This window comes from Caldovatus aquaticus, assembly GCF_019458025.1.
GTDB lineage: Bacteria > Pseudomonadota > Alphaproteobacteria > Acetobacterales > Acetobacteraceae > Caldovatus > Caldovatus aquaticus.
In genome coordinates this window covers 1-17,677 of sequence record NZ_JAHZUY010000032.1, presented here as the reverse complement: position 1 = coordinate 17,677, position 17,677 = coordinate 1, and the positions used below count along the sequence as shown (strand labels likewise).

The 17,677-nt window shown below is 73.1% G+C and carries 13 protein-coding genes; 8 read left to right on the top strand and 5 right to left on the bottom strand.

Annotated elements, in window-relative coordinates:
- Window positions 1-102 precede the first annotated feature (102 nt).
- Genes K1J50_RS11785 through K1J50_RS11775 form a run of 3 tightly spaced genes read left to right on the top strand, consistent with a single transcriptional unit; the run spans window position 103 to window position 4,777 of the window.
- Window positions 103-1,899 carry an FAD-dependent oxidoreductase gene (locus K1J50_RS11785; RefSeq protein ID WP_220117913.1) on the top strand — a complete coding sequence of 599 codons (1,797 nt, stop codon included), beginning with the start codon at window positions 103-105 and terminating at the stop codon, window positions 1,897-1,899.
- Window positions 1,887-3,725, top strand: a complete 1,839-nt coding sequence (locus K1J50_RS11780) for a 2-oxoacid:acceptor oxidoreductase subunit alpha (RefSeq protein ID WP_220117912.1) — start codon at window positions 1,887-1,889, stop codon at window positions 3,723-3,725. Before K1J50_RS11785 ends, K1J50_RS11780 begins: the two co-directional genes overlap by 13 nt.
- Window positions 3,722-4,777 carry a 2-oxoacid:ferredoxin oxidoreductase subunit beta gene (locus K1J50_RS11775; RefSeq protein ID WP_220117911.1) on the top strand — a complete coding sequence of 352 codons (1,056 nt, stop codon included), beginning with the start codon at window positions 3,722-3,724 and terminating at the stop codon, window positions 4,775-4,777. The genes K1J50_RS11780 and K1J50_RS11775 overlap by 4 nt, the downstream gene beginning before the upstream one ends.
- A 34-nt stretch (window positions 4,778-4,811) precedes the next feature.
- Here K1J50_RS11775 and K1J50_RS11770 read toward each other — a convergent pair whose 3' ends face one another.
- From K1J50_RS11770 to K1J50_RS11760, 3 genes are read right to left on the bottom strand one after another with little or no spacing between them, the layout of a single operon-like run.
- Complete coding sequence (locus K1J50_RS11770; protein WP_220117910.1) at window positions 4,812-5,969, bottom strand: acyl-CoA dehydrogenase family protein; 1,158 nt, start codon at window positions 5,967-5,969, stop codon at window positions 4,812-4,814.
- 5 nt (window positions 5,970-5,974) lie between these two features.
- Window positions 5,975-7,180 (bottom strand): acyl-CoA dehydrogenase family protein, encoded by a 1,206-nt coding sequence (locus tag K1J50_RS11765; RefSeq protein ID WP_220117909.1) that lies wholly within the window; start codon window positions 7,178-7,180, stop codon window positions 5,975-5,977.
- 18 nt (window positions 7,181-7,198) lie between these two features.
- Window positions 7,199-9,307, bottom strand: coding sequence for a 3-hydroxyacyl-CoA dehydrogenase NAD-binding domain-containing protein (locus K1J50_RS11760; protein ID WP_220117908.1), 2,109 nt, complete (start codon window positions 9,305-9,307; stop codon window positions 7,199-7,201).
- A gap of 204 nt (window positions 9,308-9,511) precedes the next feature.
- On the opposite strand from K1J50_RS11760, the gene K1J50_RS11755 reads away from it, so the two are divergent.
- The gene (locus K1J50_RS11755; protein WP_220117907.1) at window positions 9,512-10,699 is read left to right on the top strand and encodes an acetyl-CoA C-acyltransferase; all 1,188 of its coding nucleotides are present in this window, start codon (window positions 9,512-9,514) and stop codon (window positions 10,697-10,699) included.
- Between the two features lie 13 nt (window positions 10,700-10,712).
- On the opposite strand, the gene greB is transcribed toward K1J50_RS11755, so the two are convergent.
- On the bottom strand, window positions 10,713-11,234 hold the full coding sequence (gene greB, locus K1J50_RS11750) for a transcription elongation factor GreB (RefSeq protein WP_220117906.1): 522 nt from the start codon (window positions 11,232-11,234) through the stop codon (window positions 10,713-10,715).
- Between the two features lie 226 nt (window positions 11,235-11,460).
- On the opposite strand from greB, the gene cnbZ reads away from it, so the two are divergent.
- From cnbZ to K1J50_RS11730, 4 genes are all read left to right on the top strand, one after another.
- A complete protein-coding gene (gene cnbZ / locus K1J50_RS11745) occupies window positions 11,461-12,222 on the top strand; it encodes a 2-amino-5-chloromuconate deaminase CnbZ (RefSeq protein ID WP_220117905.1) in 762 nt (253 codons plus the stop codon).
- Between the two features lie 63 nt (window positions 12,223-12,285).
- Window positions 12,286-13,380 (top strand): alpha-hydroxy acid oxidase, encoded by a 1,095-nt coding sequence (locus K1J50_RS11740; protein ID WP_220117904.1) that lies wholly within the window; start codon window positions 12,286-12,288, stop codon window positions 13,378-13,380.
- Window positions 13,381-13,396: 16 nt separating this feature from the next.
- Complete coding sequence (locus K1J50_RS11735) at window positions 13,397-15,136, top strand: thiamine pyrophosphate-binding protein (RefSeq protein WP_220117903.1); 1,740 nt, start codon at window positions 13,397-13,399, stop codon at window positions 15,134-15,136.
- A 1,120-nt stretch (window positions 15,137-16,256) separates the two neighbouring features.
- A complete protein-coding gene (locus tag K1J50_RS11730; RefSeq protein WP_220117902.1) occupies window positions 16,257-17,417 on the top strand; it encodes a Hint domain-containing protein in 1,161 nt (386 codons plus the stop codon).
- A gap of 143 nt (window positions 17,418-17,560) precedes the next feature.
- On the opposite strand, the gene K1J50_RS11725 is transcribed toward K1J50_RS11730, so the two are convergent.
- On the bottom strand, window positions 17,561-17,677 hold a 117-nt coding region (locus tag K1J50_RS11725), incomplete at its 5' end, for a transposase (RefSeq protein WP_369413499.1).

Sequence of the window (17,677 nt, the reverse complement as noted above, 5' to 3'; positions counted from 1 at the left end):
GGATCCGCTCCGGCACGGTCCGCACCGGCTGCCGCCTGCAGGAACGCTGAGCACAACCGCCGGGGCTGGATCCGTCCCGCTGCCGATCGCGGAGGGAGTCGCTTGAAGCCGACCGACATCCGGAATCCGGACTACTTCCACAAGGTCGTGGACTGCCAGTGGGCGTGTCCGGCGCACACGCCGGTGCCGGAGTACATCCGGCTGATCGCGGCGGGGCGCTACACCGACGCCTACATGATCAACTGGCGCTCCAACGTGTTCCCGGGGATCCTCGGCCGCACCTGCGACCGTCCCTGCGAGCCTGCCTGCCGGCGCGGCCGCGTCGAGCACGAGCCGGTGGCGATCTGCCGCCTCAAGCGCGTCGCCGCCGACAACAAGGAGGACATCGCGGCGCTCCTGCCGCCGATCCCGAAGGAGAAGAACGGCAAGCGCATCGCCTGCATCGGCGCCGGGCCGGCCTCGCTGACGGTGGCGCGCGACCTCGCCCCGCTCGGCTACGAGATCCACGTCTTCGACGACCAGGCGAAGCCCGGCGGCTTCATCCGCACCCAGATCCCGCGCTTCCGCCTGCCGGAGGAGATCATCGACGAGGAGTGCGGCTACATCACCGGGCGCGGCGGCGTGGTGCTGCACATGAACCGCCGCGTCGAGAGCCTGAAGGCGGTGCTGGCGGAGGGCTACGACGCGGTCTTCGTCGGCACCGGCGCGCCGCGCGGGCGCGACCTCGACGTGCCGGGCCGCAAGGAGGCGGCGGCGAACATCCACATCGGCATAGACTGGCTCGCCAGCGTCTCCTTCGGCCACACGCGGAGCATCGGCCGGCGCGTGATCGTCCTCGGCGGCGGCAACACGGCGATGGACTGCTGCCGCTCGGCGCGCCGCCTCGGGGGCGAGGACGTGAAGGTCGTCGTCCGCTCCGGCTTCGAGGAGATGAAGGCCTCGCCGTGGGAGAAGGAGGACGCGCTGCGCGAGGGCATCCCGATCCTCAACTGGCTGGTGCCGAAGGAGGTGCTGCACGAGGGCGGGCGCCTGACGGGCATCGTGTTCGAGAAGGTCCGGGCCGAGTACGACGCGAAGGGCCGCCGCAGCCTGGTGCCGACCGGCGAGCCGGACGTGGCGATGGAGTGCGACGACATCCTGGTCGCGATCGGCCAGGAGAACGCCTTCCCCTGGATCGAGCGCGACCTCGGGCTGGAGTTCGACCGCTGGGGCCTGCCGCGGCTCGACCCGGTGACGCTGCAGTCCACGCTCCCCAACGTCTTCTTCGGCGGCGACGCCGCCTTCGGGCCGAAGAACATCATCTGGGCGGTGGCGCACGGGCACGAGGCCGCCGTCTCGATCGACCTCTTCTGCCGCGGCGAGGACGTGCGCGCCCGCCCGCCGCCCGAGGTGCGGATGACCAGCACGAAGATGGGCATCCACGAGTGGTCGTACGACAACGACGTTTCGCTCGACCTGCGCTACAAGGTGCCGCACCGCGACCTGTCGCAGTCGCTGCGCGACATTACGGCGGAGGTGGAGCTCGGCTACGACCGGGAGCTGGCGTACAAGGAGGCGCAGCGCTGCCTCAACTGCGACGTGCAGACGGTGTTCACCGCCTCGCTCTGCATCGAGTGCGACGCCTGCGTGGACATCTGCCCGGTGGACTGCCTCAACTTCACCGAGAACGGCGAGGAGGAGGAGCTGCGCCGGCGGCTCAAGGCGCCGGCGATCAACCCGGACCAGCCGCTCTACGTCGCCGACGGGCTCAAGACGGGCAGGGTCATGGTCAAGGACGAGGACGTCTGCCTGCACTGCGGCATGTGCGCCGAGCGCTGCCCGACGGGGGCGTGGGACATGCAGAAGTTCTTCCTCGAGACCGCTAGGCCCAAGGCGAGGCAGCACGCATGCGCGCTCTGACCGCGACCAACGACTTCGTCGTCAAGTTCGCCAACGTCAACGGATCCGGCTCGGCCAGCGCCAACACGCTGTTCGCGAAGTCCATCCTGCGCATGGGCATCCCGATCGCCTCGCGCAACATCTTCCCCTCCAACATCCAGGGCCTGCCGACCTGGTTCGAGGTGCGGGTGAGCGGGGAGGGGCATCTCGGGCGGCGCGGCGGCGTGGACCTGATGGTGGCGATGAACCCGCAGACCTGGGACCGCGACGTCGCCGAGATCGAGCCGGGCGGCTACCTGCTCTACGATTCCACCAAGCCGCTGCCGAAGTCGAAGTTCCGCGACGACGTCAACGTCATCGGCGTGCCGCTGACCGAGATGTGCAACGCGGCCTACACGGACGCGCGCCAGCGGCAGCTGATGAAGAACATAATGTACGTCGGCGCGCTCTCCGCGCTGCTGCAGATCGAGCCTGCGGTGGTGGAGGCCCTGCTCGGCGAGCAGTTCAAGGGCAAGGAGCGGCTGGCGCAGCCGAACCGAGACGCCTTCCACATGGGCCGCGACTGGGCCCTCAAGAACCTGGAATGCCCGATCGGGCTCAGGCTGAGCCGCCTCGACGCGGTGGGCGAGCGCATCTTCGTGGACGGCAACACGGCCGCGGCGCTCGGCGCGCTTTACGGCGGCGCCACGGTCTGCGCCTGGTACCCGATCACGCCCTCCACCTCGCTCGCCGAGGCGTTCGAGAGGTACTGCCGGCGCCTGCGCCACGATCCCGAGACGGGAAGGAAGCGCTACGCGATCGTGCAGGCGGAGGACGAGCTGGCCGCGATCGGCGTCGTGGTCGGCGCGGCGTGGAACGGCGCGCGCGCCTTCACCGCGACCTCCGGACCCGGCATCTCGCTGATGCAGGAGTTCGTGGGCCTCGCCTACTTCGCCGAGATCCCGGCGGTGATCTTCGACGTGCAGCGCGCCGGTCCCTCGACGGGGATGCCGACGCGCACGCAGCAGGCCGACGTCCTCGCCTGCGCCTACGCCAGCCACGGCGACACCAAGCACATCCTCCTCTTCCCCGAGGACCCGCACGAGTGCTTCGCCATGGGCGCGGACGCCTTCGACCTGGCGGACCGCTTCCAGACGCCGGTATTCGTCATGCTCGACCTCGACATCGGCATGAACGACTGGCTGTGCGAGCCCTTCCGCTGGGACGACGCGCGCCGCATGGACCGCGGCAAGGTGATGACCGCCGAAGAGCTCGAGGCCGGCAGGACCTTCGGCCGCTACCTCGACGTGGACGGCGACGGCATCCCCTACCGCACCTATCCGGGCACGCACCCGAGCAAGGGCTCGTTCTTCACCCGCGGCACCTCGCGCGACCGCTTCGCCCGCTACACCGAGCACGGTCCCGCCTACGTGGACAACATGCAGCGCCTGCTGCGCAAGTTCGAGACGGCGAAGGCCTACGTCCCCCGCCCGGTCGAGCGCCGCGCGGCGCAGCCGACGCGCGACGGGGTGATCTACTACGGCTCGACCAGCGCGCCGATGCGCGAGGCGCTCGCGGCGCTGGAGCGGGACGGCGTCCACCTCGACGCGCTCCGGGTGCGCGCCTTCCCCTTCCATGACGAGGTGATGGACTTCATCGCCCGCCACGACCGCGTCTTCGTGGTCGAGCAGAACCGCGACGCGCAGCTCCGCACGCTGCTGACGATCGAGGGCTGCGTGGATCCCGCCCGCCTGGTCCCCATCCTCCACTACGACGGCACGCCGATCACCGCGCGCTTCATCCGCGCGGCGATCGCCGACAAGGCGTCGGCGCTGAACGTCGTGCCGCTGCGCAAGGCCGTGCCATGAGCTATCTGCCCAAGCCCAGGCTGCACCACCCGACGCTGCCGAAGAACGCGCTCGGCTACACGCGGCGCGACTACGAGGGGGCGATCAGCACGCTCTGCGCCGGCTGCGGGCACGATTCGATCAGCGCCGCGATCATCCAGGCCTGCTGGGAGCTCTCGATCGAGCCGCACCGGGTGGCGAAGCTCTCCGGCATCGGCTGCTCCTCCAAGACGCCGGACTACTTCCTCGGCGCGAGCCACGGCTTCAACTCCGTGCACGGGCGCATGCCCTCGGTGCTGACGGGGGCGAACCTCGCCAACCGCGACCTGATCTACCTCGGCATCTCGGGCGACGGCGATTCGGCCTCGATCGGGCTCGGCCAGTTCGCGCACATCATGCGCCGCGGCGTGAACATGACCTACATCGTCGAGAACAACGGCGTGTACGGGCTGACCAAAGGGCAGTTCTCGGCGACCTCCGACAAGGGCTCGAAGGCGAAGAAGGGCGCGGTCAACACCGACGAGGCGATCGACCTGGTGGCGCTCGCCATGCAGCTCGGCGCCACCTTCGTCGCGCGCGGCTTCTCCGGCGACAAGGCGCAGCTCGTCCCCCTCATCAAGGCGGCGCTGCTGCACCGGGGGGCGGCGTTCATCGACTGCATCAGCCCCTGCGTCGCCTTCAACAACCACGAGGGCTCGACCAAGAGCTACGACTTCGTGCGCGAGCACAACGAGGCGGTGAACCGGCTCGACGTCATCCTCGGCCGCCAGCCGATCACGGCGGAGTACGAACCGGGCTCGGTGATCGAGGTGACGCAGCACGACGGATCGGTGCTGCGGCTGCGCAAGATCGCGCCGGACTACGACCCGACCGACCGGGTGGCGGCGATGAACTACCTGCAGGAGCGCAAGGCGGCGGGCGAGATCGTCACCGGCCTGCTCTACGTGGATCCCGACCCGACCGACCTGCACGCCAAGCTGGGCACGGTGGAGGTGCCGCTGAACCGCCTCGGCGACGCGGAGCTCTGCCCCGGCTCGGCGGCGCTCGCGCGCATCAACGCCGCGCTGCGCTGAGCCGCGGGGCGGGCGCGCGCCCGCCCCCCGCGCCTCAGGCCGCCGCCGCGCCGGTCAGGCCGCCCTGTTCGGCGAGCGCGTTCAGGTGGTGCTCGGCGTCGCCGAACGTCGTGTCGATCGCCGTCAGCCGCTTGAAGTAGTGGCCGGCGGCGTACTCCATCGTCATCGCGATGCCGCCATGGAGCTGGATCGCCTGCTGCCCGACGAACTTCGCCGAGCGGCCGATCTGCAGCTTCACCGCGTGCATCTGCCGGCGGCGCTCCGCCGCGTCCTCCTCCTCGGCCATCATGGCGCCGAGCATGGCCATGCTGCGCGCCTCCTCGAGCGCCACCATCATCTCCGCGGCGCGGTGCTGCAGCGCCTGGAACGAGCCGATCGGGCGGCCGAACTGGCGGCGCGTCTTGAGGTATTCGACGGTGAGCTGGTGCACCGCCTCCATCGCCCCGACCGCCTCGGCGGCGAGCGCGGCGATCGCCTCGTCCACCACGCGGTCCACCAGCGGCAGCCCGTCCTCCGGGTCGCCGAGCACCGCCTCCGGCCCGACGCGCACGCGCTCGAGCGTCACCTCTGCCGCCCGGTGCCCGTCCACCGCCGTGAAGCCGCGGCGCGAGACGCCCGGCGCCGCGGCGTCCACCAGGAACACGCCGATGCCCTTCCGGTCGCGCCGGCCGCCGGCGGTGCGCGCCGTGACCACCAGGCGGTGCGCGGAATCGCCGTGCAGCACGACCATCTTGCGCCCGTCCAGCACCCAGCCCGCGCCGTCGCGCCGCGCGGTCGTCGCCACGTCGTGCAGGTCGTAGCGCGACTGCGCCTCGGTGTGCGCGAAGGCGAGCAGCATCTCGCCCGCCGCGATCCGCGGCACCAGCGCGCCGCGCAGCTCCGCCGGGGCGCCGTGGCGCAGGAAGCCGCCGCCGAGCACGACGGTCGGCAGCCAGGGCTCGAGCGTCAGCGCCCGGCCCATCTGCTCGGCGACGATCATCGTCTCCTCGGCGCCGCCGCCGTGGCCGCCCTCCGCCTCCGCGAAGGGCAGCGCGAGCAGGCCGAGCTCGGCGTAGGCCGCCCACATCTCGCGCGACCAGCCCTCCGGCGTGGCCATGTACGCATTGCGCTGCTCGAACCGGTAGCGGTCGCCGAGCAGCCGCGCGACGCTGTCCTGGAGGAGCCGCTGCTCCTCGGTGAGGTCGAAATCCATCTGCGTCAGAGCCCCAGGAAGGCCTTGGCCATGATGTTCTTCTGGATCTCGTTCGATCCGCCGTAGATGCTCTGCTTGCGCCAGTTGAAGTACACCGGCTGCGCGAGCGCGGCCCACTCCGGGACCAGCTCGGGCTCGTTGCGGCGGTCGGAGTCGGGGTGCGCGCCGGCGAGGCCGTACGGGCCGGCGGCGAGGACGTAGAGCTCGCTGATCGCCTGCTGCAGCTCCGTGCCGCGGATCTTGAGGATCGAGGAGGCCGGGTTGGGCTTGCGCTGCCCGAGGTTCTTCTGCTCGGTCGCGAGCACGCGCAGCGTCGTGATCTCGAGCGCCTTGAGCTGGACCTCGACCTCGGTGAGCCGTTCGCGGAAGCGCGGATCCTCGATGATCGGCCTCCCGCCGCCCGGCGCCTGGCTCGCGATCAGCTTCAGCCGCCGGATGCGCTCCTTCGAGGCGCCGACGCGCGCCTGGCCGGTGCGCTCGTTGGAGAGCAGGAATTTGGCGCAGTCCCAGCCGCGGTTCTCGGTGCCGACCAGGTTCTCGACCGGCACCTTCACGTCGTCGAAGAACACCTCGTTCACCTCGTGCGCGCCATCTATGGTGATGATCGGGCGCACGGTGATGCCCGGCGACTTCATGTCCACCAGCAGGAAGGAGATGCCCTCCTGCGGCTTCGCCGCGTTCGGGTCGGTGCGGACGAGGAGGAAGATCCAGTCGGCGTATTGCGCGAGCGTGGTCCAGGTCTTCTGGCCGTTGACGACGTAGTGGTCGCCCTGGCGCACCGCGCGCGTCTTGAGGCTGGCGAGGTCGGAGCCGGCGCCGGGCTCGGAGAAGCCCTGGCACCACCAGTCGTCGAGGTTCGCCATGCGCGGCAGGAAGCGCTTCTTCTGCGCCTCGGTGCCGAAGGCGATGATCACCGGGCCGCACATGCTGACGTTGAAGGCGAGCGGCAGCGGCGCCGGGGTCTGCTGGATCTCCTCCTGCAGGATGAAGCGCTTGATCGGCGACCAGCCGGTGCCGCCCCACTCGACGGGCCAGTGCGGCACCGCCCAGCCCTTGGCGTTGAGCGTGCGCTGCCACTGCACGACCATCTCCTTGGTCGGCGTGCGGCCCGATTCCATGCGCTCGCGCGTCGCGGCGGGGAGGTTGCGGTCGATGAAGTCGCGCACCTCCTGGCGGAAGGCGCGCTCTTCCTCGGTGAAGCGGAGTTCCATGACCTGCGTCTCCTCGGTTCAACCCGCCGCCGCGGCCGGGGACCTGGCGCGGTCGAGGCCGGCGAAGCTGCCGCCCTCCGCCGCGAGCCGCTCGATCAGCGGCGCCGGCTGCAGGTTGGGATCGTTGGTCGCCGCGGCGTAGCGCGCGAGGCGGTCGCGCACCTCCTTGAGGCCGACCCGGTCGGCCCAGAACATCGGGCCGCCGCGCCAGGCCGGCCAGCCGAAGCCGTGGACGAACACCACGTCGATGTCGGAGGCGCGGGTCGCGATGCCCTCCTCGAGGATGCGCGCGCCCTCGTTCACCATCGGCAGCAGCAGGCGGTCGAGGATCTCCTCGTCGGAGATCCTGCGCCGGGTGATGCCGAGGCGCTGCGAGGTCTCGAGGATGATCCGCTCCACCTCCGGGTCGGGGTGGCGCCTGCGGTTCTCGTCGTAGCGGTACCAGCCCTTGCCGGTCTTCTGCCCGTAGCGGCCGGCGGCGACCAGGGCGTCGGCGATCGGCGCCACCGTGCCGCGCGCGCGCCGCACCGCGGCGCCGATGTCGAGCCCGGCGAGGTCCCCGGTCGCGAGCGGGCCCATCGCCATGCCGTAGGATTCCATCACGCGGTCGATGTCCTGCGGCAGGCAGCCCTCGGCCAGCAGCTTCTCGATCTGCGGTCCGCGCTTGCCGGTCATGCGGTTGCCGACGAAGCCGTCGCAATTGCCGACCACGACCGGCACCTTGCCGATCGCCTTGCCGACCTCCATCGCGGTGGCGATCGCCTCGGGCGAGGTCTCCCGGCCGCGCACGATCTCGAGGAGGCGCATGATGTTGGCCGGGCTGAAGAAGTGCATCCCCAGCACGTCGCGCGGCCGCCTCGTCGCGCGGGCGATGCGGTCGATGTCGAGGGTGGAGGTGTTGGAGGCGAGGATCGCGCCCGGCCGCGCGTGGCGGTCGAGCTCGGCGAACACCTTCTCCTTCACGCCGATGTCCTCGAACACCGCCTCGATCACCAGGTCGGCGTCGCCGACCGCCGCCATGTCGGTGGTGCCGGTCATCAGCGACAGGCGGCGCCGGATCTCCTCCTCCGGCGGGGCGTTGCGGCTGCGGCGCCAGTTGGCCGCGCAGCGCTCGATGCCCTTCTGCAGCGCCTCCGCGTCCGCCTCGACGACGGTCACCGGGATGCCGGCGGCGGCGAAGCACATGGCGATGCCGCCGCCCATGGTGCCGGCGCCGATCACCGCGGCCTTCGCCACCTTCACGGTCGGCGTGCCGGGCGGCACGCCGGGGACCTTCTGCGCCTCGCGCTCGGCGAAGAAGATGTGGCGCAGCGCCAGCGACTGCTCGCTGTTCACCAGCTCGTTGAACAGCGCGCGCTCGGTCTGGAGGCCCTGGTCGAAGGGCTCGGTCAGCGCGGCGCGGACGCTCTTGGCGCAGTTGACCGGGGCCAGCATGCCGCGGCTGCGCCTGAGCAGCGCCTCCACCTCCGCGTCGAAGGCGGCGAGGTCGGCGCCCGCGGTCTTGTCGGTGCGGTCCCTGGCCAGCACGAAGCGGTGCCCCTCGGCGAGCGCGCGGCGCGCGAAGGCGACCGCCGCGGCCTCGATGTCGCCCTCCGCGACCTCGTCCACGAAGCCGAGCTTCAGCGCCTCCTCCGCCGTCACCGGTTCGCCGGAGACGATCATGCGGAGGGCGGGGATCGGTCCGATCAGGCGCGGCATCCGCTGGGTGCCGCCGCCGCCCGGCAGGATGCCGCGCTTCACCTCCGGCAGGGCAAGCTTCGTCCCCTTGGCCGCCACCCGCGCGTGGCAGGCGAGGGCGAGCTCGAGCCCGCCGCCGTAGGCGCCGCCGTGGATGCCGGCGACGACGGGCCCCGGGAAGCGCGCGATCTCCTCGGCGATGTCGTGCAGGCCGGGCGGCACGCGCGGCTTGCCGAACTCGGTCATCTCGGCGCCGGCGCTGAACATGCGCCCGGTGCCGACGATCACCACCGCCTTCGCGCCGGCCTCGCGCGCCGCGTTCAGGCCGGCGACCAGCTCCGCGCGCAGGGCGGCGCGAAGCGTGTTCACCGGCGGGTTGGCGAGGCGCAGGATGTGGATGTCGCCCTCGGCGGCGTGCTGGACGTAGTGCGCTTCGTCCTGCTGCTGCAAGATCGTTACTCCTCCGCATCGGCATCCGCGGCGGGGCGGCGCCGGTGGCGGAGAGGCTACACGGCCGGCGACCGGACCGACAGCCCGCACGCGGCCGGCGCCGGCGCCGCCGTGCGGCGCCGCTCGGGCGGGGCGGCAGGCCGGTTGCGGCGGGACCGGCGGACGCGCAGGATCGGGCCGGACCCACGCCGGAGGAGCCTGCCGATGGACCGCGCCGTGATCGTCTCCACCGCCCGCACGCCGATCGGCCGGGCCTATCGCGGGGCGTTCAACAACACCCCCGCCCCCACCCTCGCCGCGCACGTCATCCGCGCCGCCATCGAGCGCGCCGGCGTGGCGCCGGAGGAGGTGGCGGACGTCGTCCTCGGCTGCGCCATGCAGGAGGGCAGCCAGGGCTACAACATCGGCCGCGTCGCCCTGATGCGCGCCGGCCTGCCGGCCTCGGTGCCGGGCACCAGCGTGGACCGGCAATGCGCCTCCGGCATGCAGGCGATCGCGGTCGCCGCCTGGCAGGTGATGCACGAGGGAGTGAAGGTCGCGGTCGCCGGCGGGGTCGAGAGCATCAGCCTGGTGCAGACCGAGCACCGCAACCGCCACCGCGCGCGCGATCCCTGGATCGAGCAGCACCGGCCCGACGTGTACATGGCGATGCTCGACACCGCCGAGGTGGTGGCGCGGCGCTACGGCATCCCGCGCGAGGCGCAGGACGAGTACGCCTTGCAGAGCCAGCTCCGCACCGCCGCGGCGCAGCAGGCCGGGCGCTTCGACGACGAGATCGTGCCGCTGCCGGCGACGATGCTGGTGCAGGACAAGGAGACGGGCGCCCTGGCCGAGAAGCCGGTCACGCTGACGCGCGACGAGGGCAACCGCCCGGGGACGACGCTCGAGGGCCTCGCCGCGCTGAAGCCGGTGCGGGAGGGCGGCACGGTCACCGCGGGCAACGCCTCGCAGCTCTCGGACGGCGCCTCCGCCTGCGTGGTGATGAGCGAGCGCGAGGCGGAGCGGCGCGGCCTCCGCCCGCTCGGCGCCTTCGTCAGCCTCGCCGTCGCCGGGGTGGAGCCGGACGAGATGGGGATCGGCCCGGTGCGCGCGGTGCCGGAACTCCTGCGCCGCAACCGGCTGACGATGGACGACATAGACCTGTGGGAGCTGAACGAGGCCTTCGCGGTGCAGGTGGTGTACTGCCGCGACGCACTCGGCATCCCGAACGAGCGGCTGAACGTCAACGGCGGCGCGATCGCGATCGGCCACCCCTACGGCATGTCGGCGGCGCGCCTGGTCGGCCACGCGCTGATCGAGGGCCGCCGGCGCGGCGCGAAGCGCGCGGTGGTGACGATGTGCGTCGGCGGCGGCATGGGCGCGGCCGGGCTGCTCGAGGTGTTCCCGGGCTGAGCGCGCGCCGCGCTCAGCCGTAGCGGATCGCCAGCACCTCGATCTCCTCCACCCCCTGCGGCGTGCGCACCCGCGCGAGGTCGCCGACGCGCCTGCCGAGCAGCGCGCGCGCGACGGGCGAGAGGAAGGAGATCCGGCCGCGCGCCGTATCCGCCTCGTCCACGCCGACGATGGTCACGGTGACCTCGCTGTCGTCGGCGCGCGCATAGGTGACGGTGGCGCCGAAGAACACCTGGTCGCGCTTCGTCTGCGCCGCGGGGTCCACCACCTGCGCCCGCTCCAGCCGCTTGCGCAGGAAGCGCACGCGCCGGTCGATCTCGCGCAGGCGGCGCTTGCCGTACTGGTAGTCGGCGTTCTCGGAGCGGTCGCCGAGCGAGGCGGCCCAGGCGACGGTCTCGACCACCTTCGGGCGCTCCTCGGTCCACAGCCGGCGCAGCTCCTCGACGAGCCGGGCGTGGCCCTCGGGGGTCATGTAGAAGGGCGTGCCGGGGGGAAGGCCCGGCAGGTCGTCCGTGTCGTCGTCCTCCTCGGCCATGGCTCAGCCCTTCGCGACGATGGCCGGCGCCGCCGCGGCGGGGCGGCCGGCGGGGCGCGGCAGCGGGGAGGGGCGCGGGCTCATGCGGCGAGTCCTGCGGTGGCACGGCCGCGCCGGCCGATCAAGCCCCGCCTCCGGCGGCGGGCCATTGCCGCGCGCGCCGCGCTCCGCTTGACTGCGCCCCCGTTCCGACCCGACCGAAGCGCGCGGGAGGCGCCTGCCGGCCATGCCCCATGCCACCCTCGACCGCCCCGCCGCCGGCTACCGCTTCCTCCCCGCCGTGTTCCAGTACTCCGCCGGCGTCGCCGCGCTGCCCGGCTTCCGCATCGAGCGCGTGCGCTTCGCCGAGCCGGTGCCGCTCGCCGAGGGCTGGCGCCGCATCGCCGCCCTGCTCGACGCCGCGGGCCGCCCGTGCGCCGCCTTCTGCGCCTGCGAGCTGCGCTCGCCCGCGCCCTTCACCGAGGAGGGCTTCGCCGCCTTCAACCGCGCCTACGCCGCCGTCCTCGCGGAATGGGGCGTGCTCGACGAGGCCGGCCGCAACCCGGTCGCGCGCAGCAACGTCTGCCCGGAGCTCGCGCCGCCCGCGGCGCCCGCCTTCCACGCCTTCTGCTACACCGTGCCGGACCCGCAGGCGGCGCCCTCCTTCGTCGTCGCCGGCAGCGGCGAGGCGGAGGAGGGGCACGCCACCTACCGCGACCACGTCGTCGCCCCCGGCGACGTCTCGCCGGAGGGGCTGAGGGCCAAGGCGCGCTGGGTGCTCGGCGAGATGGAGCGCCGCATGGCCGCGCTCGGCGCCGGCTGGGGAGCGACGACCGGCGTGCAGGCCTACACGGTGCACGACCTGCATCCCTTCCTCGCGGAGGAGATCGTCGCCCGCGGCGCGGCGCGGCACGGCCTCACCTGGCAGTTCTGCCGCCCGCCGGTGGCAGGGCTCGAGTTCGAGATGGACTGCCGCGGCGTGCCGCTCGAGCGGGTGCTCGCCGCCTAGGCCCTCGGCAGGCGCGCCGTCCTGGGGCATCCTCCCGCCGATCCCGCGAAGGAACCGAACGCGATGCTGAGCGAGACCGAAGGCCAGTTCCTCACCCTGCACGAGTTCGTCAAGGCCGCGCGTCTGAAGCTCAATCCCAACATCTGGGACTACCTCGTCGGCGGCACCGAGACCGAGACGACGCTGCGGCGCAACCGCCTGGCGCTCGACTCGATCGCCTTCCGCCCGCGCGTGCTGCGCGACGTCTCGCAGGTGGACCCGGGCGGCCGCTTCTTCGGGCGCAGGATCCGGCTGCCGGTCGCGCTCGCGCCGGTCGGCTCGCTCGAATCCTTCGAGCCGGGCGGCGCGGCGACGGCCGGGAAGGGCGCCTCGGCCTTCGGCGTGCCGATCATCGTCAGCTCGGTGACGCATCCGGGGCTCGAGGCGGCGGCGGCCGCGGCGCCGGGGCCGAAGATCTTCCAGCTCTACGTGCGCGGCGATGCCTCCTTCGTGGACGAGCACGTCCGCCGCGCCGTGGACGCCGGCTACGACGCCTTCTGCCTCACCGTGGACACGGCGATCTACAGCCGCCGCGAGCGCGACATCGCCAAGCGCTTCGTCAAGCCCTGGCGCGCCCGCGCCTCCGGCATGGACTGGCAGGCGCGCCTCAACTGGGACGACGTGCGCCGCTTCAGGGACCGGCACCCCTCGGTGAAGCTGATCCTCAAGGGCATCGCCACCGCCGAGGATGCGGCGCTCGCCTGCGAGCACGGCGTCGAGGGCGTCTATGTCTCCAACCACGGCGGCCGGCAGCTCGACCACGGGCGCGGCGCGATCGAGGTGCTGCCCGAGGTGGTGAAGGCGGTCGCCGGCCGGGCGCAGGTCTTCATCGACGGCGGCTTCTGCCGCGGCAGCGACGTGGTGAAGGCGATCGCGCTCGGCGCCGACATGGTGGCGGTGGGGCGGCTCTACTGCTACGCGCTGGCCGCCGCCGGGGCCGAGGGCGTGCAGCGCATGCTGGAGATCCTGGAGGCCGAGATGATCGAGGTGATGGGCCTGCTCGGCGTCACCAGCCTGGCGCAGCTCGATCCCTCCTTCCTCCATCCGGCGCAGCCGACCAATCCGCCGCATGTGCTGAGCGCCTTCCCCCTGCTCGACCTCACCCGCGAGGGATACTGAGGCGGGGGAGGGGAGGATGGAGACGCGTCCCAACGCCGCGCCGGCGCGCATGACGGGGGGCGAGGCCCTGGCGCGCAGCCTCGCCGCGGCGCGCCTCGGCCCGATGTTCGGCATGGGCGGCTTCCAGCTCCTGCCCTTCTACGAGGCGGTGCGCGCGCTCGGCCTGACGCACTTCCTCGTCAACGACGAGCGCACCGGCTGCTTCGCCGCCGACGCCTGGGCGCGCATCGCCAACCGCCCGGGCGTGTGCGACGCCACCCTCGGCCCCGGCGCCACCAACCTCGCCACCGCGCTGGTCGAGGCGCTGAACGCCGGCACGCCCCTGCTCGCGATCATCGGCGGGGCGCACCGCGACCACGCCGGCAGGAACATGACGCAGGAGGCGCGCCAGGCCGAGATCCTGCGCCCCGCGGCGAAGGAGCTGATCCGGATCGAGAGCATCCGCCGCGTGCCGGAGCTGGTGCGGCGCGCCCTCTCGGTCGCCACCGCCGGCCGGCCGGGACCGGTGGTGCTGGAGGTGCCGGAGGACGTGGCGCACGGCGAGCACACGTTCGGGCCCGAGGAATTCGACCTCCCCGAGCGCCTCACGCGCATCCCGGCGATGCGCGCGCGCCCCGACGCGCGGGACGTGGAGCGCGCGGCGGCGCTGCTCGCGCGCGCGAGGCGCCCGCTGCTGCTGGCGGGCGGCGGCGTGCATCTCTCCCAGGCCTACGCCGCGTGCCAGCGGCTGGTGGAGGAGCAGGCCATCCCGCTCGCCCACACCATGAGCGGCAAGGGCGCGATTGCCTGCACGCATCCGCTGAACGCCGGCCTGTTCGGCCGCTACGCGCGCATCGCCAACGACCTGATCGCCGAGGCCGACCTGCTGCTCGTCGTCGGCTGCAAGCTGGGCGAGATCGCGACCAGGCGCTACCAGCTCCTGCCGCCGGAGGTGCCGGTCATCCAGCTCGACATCGTGGCGGAGGAGATCGGGCGGACCGCGCGCTGCGACGTCGCGCTGTGGGGCGACTGCGCGGCGGGGCTCGAGGACATCGCGGAGGCGGCGAGGGGCACGCGGCACGACCGCGCCGGGTGGGCGGCGCAGGTGGCGCCGCGCATGGCGGCCTGGCGCGAGGGCGCGCGGGAGCGCCTCGAGAGCGCCGAGCGGCCGATCGGCCTCGGCCGCGTGATCGCGGAGCTGAACCGGCTGATGCCGGAGGACTCCGTCCTGGTCGGCGACGGCGGCTTCGCCGGGCACTGGACCGCCCTGCTCTACGAGACGAAGCGGGCCGGACGGCACTACGTGGCCGACCGCGGCCTCGCCGCCATCGGCTACGGGCTGCCGGGAGCGATCGGGGCGCAGCTCGCGGTCGGCGCGCGCCGCCGCGTCGTGGCGCTGACCGGCGACGGCGGGTTCAACATGACGCTCGGCGAGCTCGAGACGGCGCGGCGCGCCGGGACGGCGCCGGTGATCCTGGTGGTGAACAACGCCGCCTCCGGCTACGTGAAGGCGCTGCAGCACGCGATGTACGGCGCCGGGAGCTACCAGTCCTCCGACCTCGTCGAGATGGACTACGCGGCGATCGCCCGCGCCATGGGCTGCGCCGGCATCCGCGTGGAGGATCCCGACCGCGTGGCGGACGCGCTGCGCGCGGGGCTTGCCAACACCGACACGCCGACGGTGATCGACCTGATCGTCACCCGCGACCCGGCGCGGATGCTGCCTGCCGCCGATTCGCGCACGCTGCGGGTGGAGAAGGGCGACCGGCCGGCCTGATCCCGCGCGCCGCGCCGGCCGATCCGGCTGGCAGGTGATTGGGCGGAATCTCGTTCCGGGCGAGCCCCGTTCATGCGCGGCGACGCCCGCGCTGCAGCGGTTGCGGGTGGCTGCCGCCTCCGCGCCGCTGCTCCGGACGGGGCCGGCGCGGCGGCTGCGGCGGCGCGGGCTGGCGCGGCGTCCCTGCGCCCGGCGCGTTCGCCGGCCGGGGCGGGGGGTGCGGCGCGTCCGAAATGATCGCTCGCTCGGCGGCGGCGTTCCGGGCCGGCGCGAGGTCTGTCCTTCCGTAGGTGTGTTCCCTCTCGTTTGAGCGGGCTAGCGACCGGCTGCGGGCGCCCGACCGTCCGATTTTTCTTTCCATCGCATCCCTATCTTTCGATAGGTAGCGCGAAACGCGACGTTTCGCGGTGGATGCGGTCATTTCTTGTTGACTTTTTCTCGTCTTGACCCATTTCTTAAACATTGGTTTACAAATCGAGGCGGGGCACGGCCCGTGGCCGACGTGCAACCCATTCCGGAAACGAAGGACGCAGCGGCTCGCTCCGCCGTGGCCGCGCTTCGGGGGCACGGCGCGGCCGGTGCCGCGGTGCGCTGGGCTCCGGGGCCCGGCGGATCCTCCGGCATGCGCCGCGCCCTCCGGCTGGTGCGGAAGCTGCGGCGCGGCGGCACCGTCCGGGTCACGCCGTTCGATCTCCCGCTCGGTGCGGTGCGCCGGGGCGCGGCGGCCGTGCCCGGCCTCGCGTTGCCGGCGACCGGGCGCACGAGGGCTGCTCCGGCTGCCGTGGACTCCGCCGGGGCGGCGCCCGCCACGGGGGTGGGCGCGGGCCGGCGCGCGGCGGCGGCCGCCGGGCACGCACGCGCCTGCCGCGCACGGCAGCGGGCGGGATCGCGGCGCGGCTGGCCGTCGTCGGGCGGCGATCGCGGCGGTTCAGCGGCGGCGCCGGCGGCTTACCGCCAGCCGCGCGGCTGGCACGCCTTCCCCCGGCGGGCTGCAACTCGAGCGCCCCCCCTGGTGCCGGTGCCTACCAGCCGCGCCCGTTCTTTCCTCGCCCTAGCTGACCCATCCCCCGCCGGTCCGCTCCCCCTGTCCGCGGCCCGGCCCTGATCCGGAGGCCCCCTCATGTCTGGAAGCACCATCATCGGTGGCGACAACAACGACACCCTGGCGGCGCCGCCTGGCGGCGGCTCGGGATCCCAGGTCACGATCTACGGCGCCGGCGGCGATGACGTGATCACCGGCCTGTCGGGCAGTGACATTCTTATCGGCGGTCAGGGTGCCGATTCCATCAGCGGCGGCTCGGGCGGCGACACGATCTACGGCGGGGGCAGCTACGATAGCGTCAGCGGCCTCGTCGCCAACGGCGGCGACAATGGCGCCGCCGACACCATCCTCGGCGGTCCCGGCAACGATCTGATCTATGCCGGCTACAACGACTATATTGACGGTGGCACGGGCCACGACACGGTGGTGCTGCCCGACAGCGGCAGCTGGACCGCAACGACGGTCACCGGCGCGGTGGGCGGCACCACCTACACCCTGTACAGCGACGGCAACGGCCACCACGTCTGGCTGAGCGGGATCGAGACCGTTTCCACCACCGGCGGCGCCCCCTGCTATCTCGAAGGCACGCGCATCATGACCGCGCGCGGCGAGGTCGCGGTGGAGGACCTCCGCATCGGCGATCTCGTCGTCACCGCCCACGGCAGGGGCCCGGTGCTGCAGCCCGTGGTCTGGGTCGGCAGGCGGCGCGTCAACCTCGCCCTCCACCCGAACCGCGCGGCGGCGGAGCCGATCCTGGTCCGCGCCGGGGCGCTGGGCGAGAACGTGCCGTTCCGCGACCTGCGCGTCTCGCCCGAGCACGCCCTCTTCGTGGACGGCCGCCTCGTGCCCGCGGCGCTCCTGGTCAACGGCGTCAGCATCGTGCGCGAGCCCTGGTGGCAGGCGGTCACCTGGTACCACGTCGAGCTCCCGGAGCACGGCCTGCTGATGGCCGAAGGCGCGCCCGCGGAGTCCTATTTCGACGCCGGCAACCGGCACATGTTCGGCGAGGGCGCGCTGGCCGCCCTGTTCCCGGACTTCGCCGCCGGCCGCGACGAGCGCCGCTACGAGGAGGCCGCCTGCTTCCCGCTGCTGCGCGAGGAAGGCCCGGCGCTGGCCGCGATCCGCGCCCGGCTCGCCGAGCGCGCCGCCGCGGCGTTCGGGCCGGCGCCGGCGGAGCCCGCGCCGGGCCGGGCCGTGCGCACGACGGCCGGCGGCCGGCGCGCACGTCCCGCCGGCTGAGAACCGGCCGCCGGCGTCGGCGCCCGCCGTCGCGGGACGAGGACCGGCCGGGCCGTTCGCGCGGCCCGGCCCTTTCGCGTCACGCCCCGCCGTGACCCCGGCCCGCCGGGCTCCCGGCCGTGCGCGATCGGCTCTAGGGCCTGTTAGAGCTTGAGCCAATCGGCTGTAGCGGCGAGGCAGAGGACGCCGAGAAAGGAACGGGCGGTCTTTTCATAGCGGGTGGCAACCGCACGCCACTCTTTCGGGCGTGCCCACAGGTT

Coding starts and splice junctions, on each gene's coding strand:
- K1J50_RS11730 (WP_220117902.1), top strand. CDS start 16,257: ATGTCTGGAAGCACCATCATCGGTGGCGACAACAACGACACCCTGGCG.
- greB (WP_220117906.1), bottom strand. CDS start 11,234: ATGGCCGAGGAGGACGACGACACGGACGACCTGCCGGGCCTTCCCCCC.
- K1J50_RS11770 (WP_220117910.1), bottom strand. CDS start 5,969: ATGGATTTCGACCTCACCGAGGAGCAGCGGCTCCTCCAGGACAGCGTC.
- cnbZ (WP_220117905.1), top strand. CDS start 11,461: ATGCCCCATGCCACCCTCGACCGCCCCGCCGCCGGCTACCGCTTCCTC.
- K1J50_RS11775 (WP_220117911.1), top strand. CDS start 3,722: ATGAGCTATCTGCCCAAGCCCAGGCTGCACCACCCGACGCTGCCGAAG.
- K1J50_RS11765 (WP_220117909.1), bottom strand. CDS start 7,180: ATGGAACTCCGCTTCACCGAGGAAGAGCGCGCCTTCCGCCAGGAGGTG.
- K1J50_RS11735 (WP_220117903.1), top strand. CDS start 13,397: ATGGAGACGCGTCCCAACGCCGCGCCGGCGCGCATGACGGGGGGCGAG.
- K1J50_RS11755 (WP_220117907.1), top strand. CDS start 9,512: ATGGACCGCGCCGTGATCGTCTCCACCGCCCGCACGCCGATCGGCCGG.
- K1J50_RS11740 (WP_220117904.1), top strand. CDS start 12,286: ATGCTGAGCGAGACCGAAGGCCAGTTCCTCACCCTGCACGAGTTCGTC.
- K1J50_RS11780 (WP_220117912.1), top strand. CDS start 1,887: ATGCGCGCTCTGACCGCGACCAACGACTTCGTCGTCAAGTTCGCCAAC.